Annotated in this window: 13 protein-coding genes; 6 read left to right on the forward strand and 7 right to left on the reverse strand. The window is 65.7% G+C overall.

Going from position 1 to position 12,460, the window contains the following annotated elements; genetic code table 11:
* Window positions 1–28: 28 nt before the first annotated feature.
* From ABWP92_RS06265 to ABWP92_RS06280, 4 genes are all read right to left on the reverse strand, one after another.
* Window positions 29–1,270 carry a cytochrome-c peroxidase gene (locus ABWP92_RS06265; RefSeq protein ID WP_353234505.1) on the reverse strand — a complete coding sequence of 414 codons (1,242 nt, stop codon included), beginning with the start codon at window positions 1,268–1,270 and terminating at the stop codon, window positions 29–31.
* Between the two features lie 133 nt (window positions 1,271–1,403).
* Window positions 1,404–1,535, reverse strand: coding sequence for a hypothetical protein (locus ABWP92_RS06270; RefSeq protein WP_353234506.1), 132 nt, complete (start codon window positions 1,533–1,535; stop codon window positions 1,404–1,406).
* 143 nt (window positions 1,536–1,678) lie between these two features.
* Entirely contained in the window at window positions 1,679–1,903 is a 225-nt protein-coding gene (locus tag ABWP92_RS06275; RefSeq protein WP_353234507.1) for a hypothetical protein, read from the reverse strand.
* Window positions 1,904–2,055: 152 nt separating this feature from the next.
* A complete protein-coding gene (locus ABWP92_RS06280) occupies window positions 2,056–2,991 on the reverse strand; it encodes a LysR substrate-binding domain-containing protein (protein WP_353234508.1) in 936 nt (311 codons plus the stop codon).
* Between the two features lie 171 nt (window positions 2,992–3,162).
* Between ABWP92_RS06280 and ABWP92_RS06285 the strand changes: the two genes are divergently transcribed.
* Window positions 3,163–4,359, forward strand: a complete 1,197-nt coding sequence (locus ABWP92_RS06285; protein WP_353234509.1) for an acyl-CoA dehydrogenase — start codon at window positions 3,163–3,165, stop codon at window positions 4,357–4,359.
* A 36-nt stretch (window positions 4,360–4,395) separates the two neighbouring features.
* Window positions 4,396–5,643, forward strand: a complete 1,248-nt coding sequence (locus tag ABWP92_RS06290) for a CaiB/BaiF CoA transferase family protein (RefSeq protein WP_353234510.1) — start codon at window positions 4,396–4,398, stop codon at window positions 5,641–5,643.
* A 39-nt stretch (window positions 5,644–5,682) separates the two neighbouring features.
* Here ABWP92_RS06290 and ABWP92_RS06295 read toward each other — a convergent pair whose 3' ends face one another.
* Window positions 5,683–6,939, reverse strand: coding sequence for a sugar transporter (locus ABWP92_RS06295; RefSeq protein WP_353234511.1), 1,257 nt, complete (start codon window positions 6,937–6,939; stop codon window positions 5,683–5,685).
* Window positions 6,940–7,074: 135 nt separating this feature from the next.
* Window positions 7,075–7,725 (reverse strand): NAD(P)-dependent oxidoreductase, encoded by a 651-nt coding sequence (locus ABWP92_RS06300; protein WP_353234512.1) that lies wholly within the window; start codon window positions 7,723–7,725, stop codon window positions 7,075–7,077.
* Window positions 7,726–7,833: 108 nt separating this feature from the next.
* Between ABWP92_RS06300 and ABWP92_RS06305 the strand changes: the two genes are divergently transcribed.
* The 3 genes from ABWP92_RS06305 to ABWP92_RS06315 all read left to right on the forward strand — a co-directional run bounded on the left by ABWP92_RS06305 (window position 7,834) and on the right by ABWP92_RS06315 (window position 10,276).
* Window positions 7,834–8,772 (forward strand): LysR family transcriptional regulator, encoded by a 939-nt coding sequence (locus ABWP92_RS06305; protein WP_353234513.1) that lies wholly within the window; start codon window positions 7,834–7,836, stop codon window positions 8,770–8,772.
* A 207-nt stretch (window positions 8,773–8,979) separates the two neighbouring features.
* Window positions 8,980–9,534: a hypothetical protein gene (locus tag ABWP92_RS06310; protein WP_353234514.1), complete on the forward strand. Its 555-nt coding sequence runs from the start codon at window positions 8,980–8,982 to the stop codon at window positions 9,532–9,534.
* 55 nt (window positions 9,535–9,589) lie between these two features.
* Window positions 9,590–10,276, forward strand: coding sequence for a DUF4124 domain-containing protein (locus tag ABWP92_RS06315; protein WP_353234515.1), 687 nt, complete (start codon window positions 9,590–9,592; stop codon window positions 10,274–10,276).
* Window positions 10,277–10,287: 11 nt separating this feature from the next.
* Here the strand turns inward: ABWP92_RS06315 and ABWP92_RS06320 are convergent, their stop codons facing one another.
* Window positions 10,288–11,280, reverse strand: a complete 993-nt coding sequence (locus tag ABWP92_RS06320) for an NAD-dependent epimerase/dehydratase family protein (protein WP_353234516.1) — start codon at window positions 11,278–11,280, stop codon at window positions 10,288–10,290.
* A gap of 114 nt (window positions 11,281–11,394) precedes the next feature.
* Here ABWP92_RS06320 and ABWP92_RS06325 point away from each other — a divergent pair, with 114 nt between their 5' ends.
* Complete coding sequence (locus tag ABWP92_RS06325) at window positions 11,395–12,456, forward strand: CDP-6-deoxy-delta-3,4-glucoseen reductase (RefSeq protein WP_353234517.1); 1,062 nt, start codon at window positions 11,395–11,397, stop codon at window positions 12,454–12,456.
* Window positions 12,457–12,460: the final 4 nt, after the last annotated feature.

A 12,460-nucleotide genomic window follows, 5' to 3' on the forward strand; every position in this document is an offset into this window, starting at 1 on the left:
TGGATGCGGGCGCAGCAGGCCGCCCCGGCTATGGCTCGTAGCCGTCCGTCAAGGTCTTGAGGAAGGCGACCACGTCGTCCACCTCGTCATCGCTGAGTGCCGGTGCGTCGCCGGGCTTGCGGTCGTAGGGAACCTCGGTGGTGTTCACGTTGCGGTGGTATTCGGCGGGAAGATCGTCGAACTTGTTCACGGTACCGTCCGCGTTGCGCGGGTAGTACTTCTCGGGATGGGTGTCGCGCTGCACATAGAAGGTCACCGCATCCTTGAGCGTCTTGAACTTGCCATTGTGGAAATAGGCGTGCCGCAACGCCACGTTACGCAAAGTGGGAACCTTGAAGAGCCCGCACAGGTCCTTGCGCTCCAGCAGATCTCCCGTATCGCGCGCGCACAGTCCCAGGTCGAAATAGTTGGGATCGCTGTTCTGTCCGAGTTCATGGTTGCGCGGCAGACCGAGGCTGTCGTAGGTGAAGTCGGTGAACATCGGCATGCTGCCGTCCGCGCCGCGCGCAGATGGATGGCAGGCCAGGCAGTTGCCCTTGGCAGGGTTGTTGAACAGCGCCAGTCCGCGCATTTCCTGCACGCCCAGGCTCGCCTTGCCAAGCAGGAAATAGTCGTACTTGCTGGTGAATGCGTTGAACTCGGGAGCTTCGAGCTGGTAGCGCTGGAGCGCGAGCGTCATGCGCTCGTAGGCACCGTCCACGTCACTGAAAACCGTGTCGCCGAAGACGAGCCGGAACTCGCCGGCATAGTCCGTGGCGGCCAGCCGGGCGATGACCTCCGCCTTGCTCGTGTTCGCCATTTCAACGGGATTGAGGAACGGCTGCCCTGCCTGGTCCTGCAGCGATCTGGCGCGCCCATCCCAGAAAAATCCACCAGTGGGGGTCCCTTCGGCGTCGAAGAAGAATGGCGTGTTGGCGGCCAGATAGCCAATGCCCGGCGAGAGCCGGCCGCCCTGCAGGTCCATGTTCGGGCCGCCGAACTGGGCTGCCAGATCATTCGGCGCGGCATGCCCGTGCGCGCTTTCATGGCAACTCGCGCAGGATTGCAGCCCCGAAGCGGAAAGCGAGGCATCGTTGAATATCTTGCGCCCCAGGCCGGCCACGGACGAAAGCGTCTCGCCCTCACCCGCATTGCCGACCGATGACGAGCCCCCGCCTCCTCCGCACCCCGTCAGCAACACCGCAAGACAGAACCCGGCCACGGCCAGGACCCGCAGCGACCCTCCTCCCTCGCGCCCAGGCCGCGCAAAGGCGTTTTCTGTGAATTGCATAGCCCAGCTTTGTTATTCTTAATGAGAATGAAGGCGATTCTATTTTTGAGTATGCGGGCAGTATTTGCGCAATCTCAATAGGAGCGCCTCATCCAGCGCCGCCGCGTTGCGACGAGCGGCTCCCTGCGGAATATCAAAGCTTGATTGAACGGGAACACTCCGCCAGGCGGTTCCCCAGGCGGATGAATGCGCCATCCGCCTGCCCGGCCGCCGTGGCCAGATTGATTGCGCAGGCAAGCGCAAGGCTGCTTTCCTCAATGTCCATGAAGAAACGCGAAGCTGGCGAATCCTCCCTCGCACGGCCCGTTGCCTCGCAACGCCGGTGCGCTGACGCGATTCCTCACCGCTTGCAGCCTTGCACGCCGCGCGGCTCAATACCGCGCGCTGCCTGCCGGAAACGGAGAACGCTCAGGCGAAACTGCGTCGGATCTGTTGCCTGCCAAGGTCGGTGATGGTGAACTTGCCGTCGAATGTCTTTCCAATCATTCCCCAGTCCAGCAACCGGTTGGACAGATGCTCCTTGAGCGCATCCCCCATGCTGACCAGTTCACCCATTTCCATGCGTTTGAGCACGGCGAGTTCATCCACGGTGGGTTCGAACGTCGTTGCATGAAAAACAGCATCCAATGCCATGGCAGTGCTCCTTGCGTTGTTATGGAGAATTCGACCATGCGCCTGCCGTGCGGTTCCCACGAACTGGCTACTGGGGATGTTCTCCTACAAACCCGGCCCGCGCTGCGGCAGCGCGTGCAGATGCAGACTATCCCTTTGCCACGCAGCGTCAATCAGGGGAATTGCGGGTCGCCCGCCATGCGGACGAGCCAGTCGCCGAAGGACGTGAGCATGGGCGTTGCGGGCTGCGCGGGCGTCACCAGGTAGTAGGCCCGCTCCCCGCGCAAGGGCCGCGCGCAGGCGATGACCAGATCGCCACGCTCCATTTCCGCCTCGATCAGCAAGGGAGGAATGAGCGCCACGCCCAGCCCCGTGGCGGCGGCCACGGCAAGCATGGAAAACAGCTCGTAGCGCGGTCCATCCAGCGCGCGCGCCGTGTCGACCTGCATGGCGTGAAACCATTGCTGCCAGCCATAGGGCCGGGTGCTTTGCTGCAGCAGCGGCATCCGCGCGATGGTCTCGGGCGCGACCGGCTGATGCGCACGCCCCCTGGCGCGTGGCGCGCTTTGTTCGAGCAGGCGCGGGCTGCAGACGGGCACCACGTCCTCCTGCATCAGCATGCGCACCTGCACCCCCGGCCAGTTGGCGACCTGGTCGGCGGTGCCCGCATACAGCGCGGCATCGAAGCTGGTGTCGGAGAAAAGAAAAGGACGCGTGCGCGTTTCGATATGCACCACGATGTCCGGGTGCTCCCTGGCCAGCAGCGGCAGCCGCGGTATCAGCCACCGGGTGGCGAACGTGGGCACGGCCGCGAGCGAGAGCGATCCTCCGTGCCCCTGGTGAGCCATCACGTCAAGCGTATCGCGCTCCAGCCCCTGCAGCCAGCGCGCGACCTGCTTGCCATAGTGCCGCCCGGCCTCTGTCAAGGTGACGCCGTGGCGGGTGCGGCGAAAGAGCTGCACGCCGAGCTGGTCTTCGAGCGCCAGTATCTGCCGCGACACCGCGCTTTGCGTGAGCGCCAGTTCCTGCGCCGCGCGGGTGTAGCTCTCATGGCGGGCCGCCGCCTCGAAACAGGCCAGCGCCTGCGTGGATGGGATGTGTCTGCGCATGCCGCAGCATTGTATTCATGTATGAGTATTTTGCATTTCTGGATGAAATCAAATCGTTTGCAGCATCCTCCTTTCACGCAATAACATTCGCCCATCGCTCAAGTCATGCAATGCATGCATTCATGGTTTGAATTCATCGTTCAACCGTCCTTTCTTCAACGGAGACACACCATGGCCCACGCACGCTTCCAATGGGATGACCCTTTCCTGATCGAACAGCAACTGACCGAGGACGAACGCGCCATCCGCGACGCCGCCGCCGCCTACTGCCAGGACAGGCTCGCGCCGCGCGTGCTGGAGCAGTTCCGCCACGAAAAGACCGATGCATCCATCTTCCGCGAGATGGGCGAGCTCGGCCTGCTCGGCCCCACGATTCCCGAGCAGTACGGTGGCCCCGGCCTGAACTATGTGGCCTACGGCCTGATCGCCCGCGAGGTCGAGCGCGTCGATTCCGGCTACCGCTCCATGGCCAGCGTGCAGAGTTCGCTGGTGATGGTGCCGATCCATGAATTCGGCACCGAGGCGCAAAAGCAGAAGTACCTGCCCAAGCTCGCCAGCGGCGAATACATCGGCTGCTTCGGCCTGACCGAGCCCGATCACGGCTCTGACCCGGGCAGCATGTCCACCCGCGCCTACAAGGTGGACGGCGGCTACAGGCTCAAGGGCAACAAGATGTGGATCACCAACAGCCCGATCGCCGACGTGTTCGTCGTCTGGGCCAAGGAAGTGAGCGAAGGCGGCGCCGTGGGCCCGATTCGCGGCTTCGTGCTGGAGAAGGGAATGAAAGGCTTGAGCGCCCCGGCCATCCACGGCAAGGTGGGCCTGCGCGCCTCGATCACGGGGGAAATCGTGATGGACGATGTGTTCGTCCCAGAAGAAAACGCGTTCCCCGAAGTGCAGGGCCTCAAAGGCCCGTTCACCTGTCTGAACAGCGCGCGCTACGGCATCGCATGGGGCGCGATGGGCGCGGCGGAATTCTGCTGGCACACAGCGCGCCAATACACCATGGACCGCAAGCAGTTCGGCCGCCCGCTCGCTGCCAATCAGCTCATCCAAAAGAAGCTGGCCGACATGCAGACGGAAATCGTCCTGGGCCTGCAGGCGGCGCTGCGCTTTGGCCGCATGAAGGACGAGGGCATCGCGTCCGTCGAGGCCACCTCCATCATCAAGCGCAACAACTGCGGCAAGGCGCTGGACATCGCACGCCTGGCCCGCGACATGATGGGCGGCAACGGCATCAGCGACGAATTCGGCGTGGCGCGCCATCTGGTGAACCTCGAAGTGGTGAACACCTACGAAGGCACTCACGATGTGCATGCGCTGATTCTCGGCAGGGCGCAAACGGGCCTCGCCGCATTCGCCAACTGAACCGGGACGCCACCCGCACGAATCCACGCCGACACCATGACCACGAGCGCTCCTCTTTCAGGCATCAAGGTTCTCGATCTCTCCCGCGTGCTGGCCGGGCCCTGGTGCACCCAGATGCTGGCCGACCTGGGCGCGGACGTCGTCAAGGTGGAACGCCCCGCCGCAGGCGACGACACCCGCCACTGGGGGCCGCCGTTCCTGCGCGACGACGACGGCGAGCTCACGCGGCAGGCCAGCTATTACACCTGCTGCAACCGCAACAAGCGCTCGGTCACCATCGACATGGCGACGCCCGAGGGCCAGCAGCTCATCCGGCAGATGGCCGCCGAAGCCGACGTGCTGGTGGAGAACTTCAAGGTGGGCGGCCTCAGGCAATACGGGCTCGATTACGAAAGCCTCGGCAAGCTCAATCCACGCCTCATCTATTGCTCGGTGACCGGCTTCGGCCAGACCGGCCCCTACGCGGAACGCGCGGGCTACGACCTCATGGTGCAGGCCATGAGCGGCCTCATGAGCATCACCGGCCATGCCGACGGCGAGCCGGGCGGCGGCCCGCTCAAGGTCGGTGTCGCCGTGGTCGATGTGTTCACCGGGCTCTACGCCGCAAACGCCGTGCAGGCCGCGCTGCATGCCCGCAATGCGACCGGCCTGGGCCAGCATATCGACATGGCGCTGCTCGACGTCGCCATGGCGGTCCTGTGCAACCAGGCATCGGGCTATCTGGCTAGCGGTACGGCGCCGGGGCGCGCGGGCAACCTGCACCCCAGCCTGGCGCCCTACCAGGACTTCCCATCAGCGGACGGGAACGTGCTGCTGGCCATCGGCAACGACGGGCAGTTCGCGCGGTTCTGCGCGGCGGTGGGGCATCCCGAATGGTCGGCCGACGAGCGGTTCGCCACCAACGCTGGCCGCGTGGAAAACCGTGCCGCGCTCCTGGCTCTGATGGCTCCCGTCATGCGGACACGCGCCACCAGCGAATGGGTCGCGCTGTTCGAGGACAAGGCCGTGCCTTGCGGCCCGATCAACACCATCGCCGATGCATTCGAAGATCCCCAGGTGAAGGCGCGCGGCCTGCGCATCGAGCTTCCACGCTGGGGCGGCGCGGCCGCCCCCGACCATGTGGCAAGCATTCCCGGCGTGGCCAACCCCATCCGCATGTCGGCCACGCCCGTCGCCTACCGCAACGCACCGCCGGCGCTCGGCCAGCACACAGAGGAAGTACTGCGCGAAATGGGCCTGGACGATGCGGCCATCGCGCGTCTCAAGGACAAAAAAGTCGTCTGAGCGCAAGGAGCGGCAGGCGGCTGCTCCTGCCCTCTTCCATCACCCATGCGCCGGAGCGGGCGAAAAGCTCAAGCCCCATTTCCAGGTGGCGAACGCGCACCACGCCAGCCCCAGCAGCGCAAGGCTTCCACCCACCGCACCCAGGTGCTCGAGACCGGCATGCGTGCCGACCTGGCTGCCCAGCAGCGCACCCGCGCCAATGCCCACATTGAACAGCCCCGAGAACAGGGACATGCCGACGTCCGTGGCATCCGATGTCAGCCGCAGCACTTTCGCCTGGAGCGCCAGAGCCATGCACAACATCGCCACGCCCCAGACGGCGCAGACCAGATACAGCGTCGGCAGCCAGCCCGCGCCCGGCAGGAATGCCCACAGGCAGCCAGTCAGCGCGGCCAGGGCCGCCAGCAGGAAGGCGCGCGGCCAGCGCAGGCCGAACGCGCTGAAGCACAGGCTGCCCACCACACCCATTCCGCCATACAGCAATAGCGCCCATGTGGTGACCTGTGCGTCAAGCCCCGCCACGCGCTGGACCAGCGGCTCGATGTAGCTGTAGACCGTGAACTGGGCTGTCACCATCACGATCAGCAGCGCATAGGTCGCCAGCAGCGCGGGACGCCTCAACAGCACGGGAACGCTGCGGACCGAACCCGCGTTCTCGCTGGGGAGCCTGGGCAGCAGGCGCCACAGGACCAGCATCACCGCCAGGGCCACCGCGCCGATCACCCCGAACGTGGTGCGCCAGCCCAGCGCCTCGCCCACCACGCGGCCCAGCGGAATCCCGAGCACCATCGCCAGCGTCGTGCCCGTTGCCAGCAGGCTCAAGGCAGGCGCCTTCTTGCCCGCCGGGGCCACCCGGACCGCCAGCGCGGCGGTGATCGACCAGAACACGGCATGCGACAGCGCAATGCCGACACGGCTGAGCATCAGCGTGAAGAAGCTCCATGCCAGCGCCGACAGCACGTGGCTGGCGATGAACAGCACGAACACGCCCATGAGCAGCCTGCGGCGCTCCATGCGACTGGTCATCAGCATGCAGGGCAGCGAGGCCAGAGCCACGATCCAGGCATAGATCGTGAGCATCAGCCCGACCTGCTCGGTGCGCATGTCGAAGCTCGCGCCGATATCGCTCAGCAAGCCGACGGGCACGAACTCGGTGGTATTGAAGACGAATGCGGCCAGGGCCAGCGCGATCACGCTGAGCCAGGCCTGCTGATTGGAGCGCGGAGCCGAACCCCTCCCGGAAACAGAGGCGCAGGCGGGAGCGGAGGCAATGGAAATGGAATCGGAAGAGGACATGACTTGAAACGACCGGCAGGACCCGCCGGCTCGCAGCGGATGCTGCAGTGCACAATCCACCGATTGTGCTCGCAGGCTCCCATCCACGGCGGCGCATGGCGGAGATGGCCCTGCTCGCCGGTCGCTCAATCCGCGTCAATACGCCACGGTGAACCGCTCTTTGATATGCGCGCCCTGCTCCAGCGCATCCACCAGCGCCACCGACAGGTCGGCAGCGGAAATCGTGCCGGGCTTGCCATCGGGCTGCATCAGCGGCTCATCCTTGCCGCTGCGGTACCGGCCGGTGCGCTCGCCATGATCGCCAAGATGCAGCGCGATCGGCGGGCTGAGCAAGGTCCAGTCGAGCGACGATTCCTCGCGCAGCTCCGTCAGCATGTCGCGCGCCGCCGTGGCTCCGGGTTTGATGGCGGCAGGAAAGTCCGGCGAATCAACCAGTTGCCGGCCATCGATGTAAAGACTCCCGGCTCCGCCGACAACGAGGTATCGCCTGACGCCCGCCGCCTTGACTCCCTCGACGATCGCGCGCGATCCCCGCATGAAGTCATCGTAGATGCGCGGATTGCTCCAGCCCGCGTTGTAGGCGCTGACGACCGCATCCGCGCCGGCGACGGCATTTTTCACATCCTGCGCATTCAGCACATCGGCGGCCACCACGGCAAGATGATCGCGCGCGGGGATCTTTTCGGGATGGCGGGCCAGCGCCGTCACCTCATGCCCGCGGTGCAGCAACTCATCCAGCAGCGCCGATCCCACAAAACCCGTTGCACCAATCAATGCGACTTTCATATCCGTTTCCTTTCGGTCAGTTCAGGCTGCAAGCTTACGCGCTTATCAATGAAACGATAATCCAGCAAATTCAACCTTCACCTTGAAGCAAGACTTCACAATCGAGCAATGGATGACTTCAAACGCATGGCGGTTTTCGCAGCGGTGGTACGCGAAGGATCGATGAGCGCGGCCGCCCGCGCCATGGGTATGACACCCTCCGCGGTAAGCCAGCAGATTCGCCAGCTCGAACGCGCGGGCGGCGTCACGCTGATGCACCGCACCACCCGGCAATTGACGTTGACCGACGTGGGGCAACGCTTCCATGCGGAGTGCGCCCGCATGGTGGAAGCCGCCGCGAATGCGCGCGCGGAACTGCAGGCCGAATTGCAGGAGCCGGGCGGCGAACTGCGCATGTCCTCCACCGTGGGATTTGCCCGGCATGTCGCGCCGGCACTGGGGCCGCTGCTGGCAAGACACCCACGGCTTCGCCTGCAGTTGCTGGTGGACGATGCGCAGATCGATCTGACCTCCGCGCGCATCGATCTGGCCATCCGCTACGGCAATCTGCCCGATTCGCAATGGGTCGCGCGGCGCCTGGGCGCCATGCAGTGGTGGCCCTGCGCCGCGCCGCGCTGGCTGGCCGAGCATGGCGCTCCGGACTCATTGCAGGCATTGCAGGCGGCAAGCTGGCTGGGGCTTCCATCATCGCTGGAGGCGCAGGGCCTTCAGGTACGGATTCCATCGATGCGCGACGGCCGGTCCGTGCTGGATGAACACGTGCTGCCCATCATCCCGCGCATTTCCAGCAACAACCAGTCCGCGCTGATGCAGATGTGCGAGGCCGGACTGGGCATTGCGCTGCTGGGCAGCATGGACGTGCAGGAGCCGATTCTTGCCGGGAACCTCGTGCGCATACTGCCCGCCTGGTCCTTCGGGCGGCCCGGCGGGTTGCCCATCTGGGCGGTCACGCCCCAGCGCGGCAGGCAGCCCGCGAAAGTCCGGCTGGCCGTCGAGCATCTGGCCCGATATCTGGCAAATGCGCCCGCGGTCTTTCACTCGGCCTGAGCATTTCGCACGGGGATGCTATTGTGAAGAAATGGCAAAGACTGACAACGACAAGTACGAAAAGTCAACGAAAATGAGGCCAGGAACGTCTAACAACCATCACGGCGCCGAAATCCATCTCTTGGCGCCATCACCATGGATCGTCCGCGGCGCATTGCGCCAGCAAGCACACGTTCCGCACCGGGGAGAAAAGACATGAATCATTCAATGCTCTACAAAATAATGGCCGCGGGAGCGCTCGCGGCACTGGCATCCGGCTGCGTGGCCATCGACGACCCTTACTACCAGGGCGGCTATGGCTACGGCAGCTACGCGACCTACACCAGCTATCCGGCATGGCAGGGCCCTGGCTACTACTACGACGGCGGCTACTATCCCAACAATCCCGGCATCTCGGGCGCCATCTACATCCGCAGCCGCGATGACTGGTACGCGCGCGACACTTCGCGCCGCAGTGACTGGGAGCGCCGCCGCGACCAGGAGCGCCGCGACGCCAATCGCCGCCGCGACGAAGCCAACCGCGCGGCGGCGGGCCGGCGCGATCCCGTGCGCCCATTGCCATCGAACAACCCGCAGGCCGACCGCGACTTCAATCGCAGCGAACGCATCCTGCGCCAGCAGGAAAGCCGCCAGCTCAACAGCCCCGACCCGCGCGTGAACCGTGAACGCGCCGCGATCTTCGAGCGCCAGCGCCAGCAGCGCGAGGAAGAGCAGCGCAAGAAGCAGAACCCCTGGGGAACAGGCAACAGCCAGGGCAATTGAGCCCATGCCAGCGGCGGTCCGACCGGACTCATCCGCCGCAGAAAGCCGCCGCGCCATGCCCGCCGACCACGCCATTCGATACGCCCTTATCCCGCCAAGGCTGTACGGGCTGGCCCTCGCCGGCCTGCTGTCGGCTGTCGGCTCCACGCCGGCGCACGCGCAGGTCATCCGCTGCACGGACCCGGTATCCGGCAGGGTGACCTACACCGACGGCAAATGCGCCAGCGGCACACGGGCCGACGAAATCGAGGCGCGCAGATCGCCGCAAGATATCCTCGAAGAACGCGAGCGGGCCGCCCAGGCACGGGAGCTCAGCCGCGAACGCATCCAGCAAAGCGCCGAACGGCGCCAGCAAAACGAAGGGCGGCGGCTGCGCGAGCAGGAGCGCCTGCAAGCCGAGCGGCAGGACCCCGCCAACTCACAGGAATGCGCCCAGGCACGCCACGATCTGCAGGGCGTGCAGGATACCCTGGGCCGGGGGATGTACGACGAAGCCACTCGCCTGGACGCGGCCCAGCGCAGGGCCGAGCAGGCCTGCCTGACTCCCGATCAATGGGTGCAGGCGCAGCGCGAGCGCAACCTCAACGCCGCCAGCGGCAACGCGCCCTATCCCTATGTGGTGCAGCCGCCAGTGGTGATCCGCCCTCCCGTGCGGCCAACGCCCACCCCCAAGCCGCCAGTGTTCACCCACTGCAACGTTTTCCGCTGCACCGATGCAGCGGGAAATATCTACCCGCGCTGACTCCTGAAATATCAGACGGGCGGACAGAAGAGCTGCTCGCGCAGGCCGCTCAACCCCTCGGCCACCGTTGGATAGCGCAGCCGCAGCCTCAGTTCCTTGTGCATGCGCGCCGTATCCAGGCGGCGCGACTCGCTCATGAAGCTCAGCAGCGACACGGGCAATTGCTCTTTGGCGGCATCGCGCGCAACCCTCGGCGGGCGCGGCATGCCCAGCAGATCGGCGGCCAGGTCGAAATAGTCGCCCATCCTCATGTCGGTGCGGTCGCTCACGTTGTAGATGCGCTGCGGCCTGCCGCGCCACAGGGCGGCCAGGCAGGCGCGCGCAAGATCATCCGCCTGGATGTGATTGGTGTACACGTCATCCTCGCGCGCCAGCACCGGCGTGCCGCGCTGCAGGCGCGCCACGGGCGTGCCGTTCGGCCGGTCGATCCCGTAGATTCCCGGCACGCGCAGAATGCTCACCCGCGCGCCCACGCGCCCCAGGTGACGCATGGCCAGTTCCGCATTCGCACGCCTGTGGGCGCGCGGCGTGGCGGGCGCGGCCGGCCGGCTTTCGCTCACCAGCGCCCCCGCGCAATGTCCATACACGCCGGTGGTGGATGCGTACACCAGGGCATCGGGCAGCGCGCGCAGCCGCAGCGCGCGCACGAAATTCTCGCTGCGCCTGTCGCGCCACCAGCACGGTCCCGTCTCGCCTTCGCCCGGCGGCGGCGCGAGATACAGCACGCGCTGAAACACACCGGCAAGACGGCGCAAAGTGACCGCATCATCCAGGTCGCCCAGCAGCGGGCGCACGCCAAGCGCGCGCAGCTGCGCGGGCCGGTCGGCGGACGTCGTCAACGCGGCGAGCGAGACCTTCATGCGGCCCGCGCCGGAACCCTCGCGCGCAGCCGCTCTCAATTGCCGTGCAACGCGCATGCCGACATCGCCACAACCGATGATCAATACGCGCATTCTGCGAAACCGTGCCGGCAACGCACCCAGGGGACTTTGGTTTGAGGGCAAAATCGGAGCTTTCCCGGGGTCAGCCAGCCCGCCTGACGGCAGTTGCGCATCATGCGCCCGGCTCCCCGTGCTGATTGAACGAACGAAGACAAGAACGCCAAGGATACCCTCACCATGACGAGCGAGCAGGCTAGCGCCGCCACCTTCAACATCAGTGTTCAACCCAGCGGCCGCGCGTTCACCGCCCAGGGCGATGAAACCATCCTCCATGCCGCCATCCGCAACGGCGTGGGCCTGCCCTATTCCTGCAAGGACGGCTCCTGCGGATCCTGCAAATGCCGGAAACTCAGCGGCTCGGTGGTGCACAAGGAGCACTCCGACAAGGCGCTCTCGGAAACCGAGGAAGAAGCGGGCTACGTGCTGACCTGCAGCGCCCGCGCGCTGACCGACGTGGTGCTTGAATCGCGCCAGGTAACGGATGAAAGCGCCTTCCCGGTCAAGAAGCTGCCGGTGCGCGTCGCCGCGCTCCAGCGCCTGTCGCACGACGTGATGCAGGTGAAGCTGCAGCTTCCCGCAGCCGACCAGTTCAGGTACCACGCCGGACAGTACATTGAATTCATCATGCGCGACGGCGCCCGCCGCGCCTATTCCATGGCGACCGCGCCGCACGTTCAGGAGCAGGCGCCAGGCGTGGAGCTGCACATCCGGCACATGCCCGGCGGCAGGTTCACCGACCATGTTTTCGGCGCGATGAAGGAAAAGGAAATCCTGCGCGTGGAAGGCCCCTTCGGCAGCTTCTTCCTGCGTGAAGACTCCGACAAACCCATCATCCTGCTCGCATCCGGCACGGGCTTCGCGCCCGTGAAGGCGCTGATCGAGCACATCCAGCACAAGGGCATCCAGCGCGAAGCCGCGCTGTACTGGGGCGGCCGCCGGCCCGCCGACCTGTACATGGACGCATGGGTGCGCGAACGCGTTGCGCAAATGCCGAACCTGCGATACGTCCCCGTCCTCTCCAACGCCGAGGACGAAGACGGCTGGAGCGGCCGCACGGGCTTCGTGCACAAGGCGGTCATGCAGGACTTCGCCGACCTCTCAGGCCACCAGGTCTATGCCTGCGGCGCGCCCATCGTCGTCGATTCCGCCCGCGCGGAATACTCCGCGCAGTGCGGCCTGCCCGCCGACGAGTTCTTTGCCGACGCATTCACGTCGGAGGCCGACAAGCAGGGTGCCTGAGAAC

Source organism: Diaphorobacter ruginosibacter (assembly GCF_040396215.1).
In the GTDB taxonomy this organism is placed as follows: Bacteria; Pseudomonadota; Gammaproteobacteria; order Burkholderiales; family Burkholderiaceae_C; genus Diaphorobacter_A; species Diaphorobacter_A ruginosibacter_A.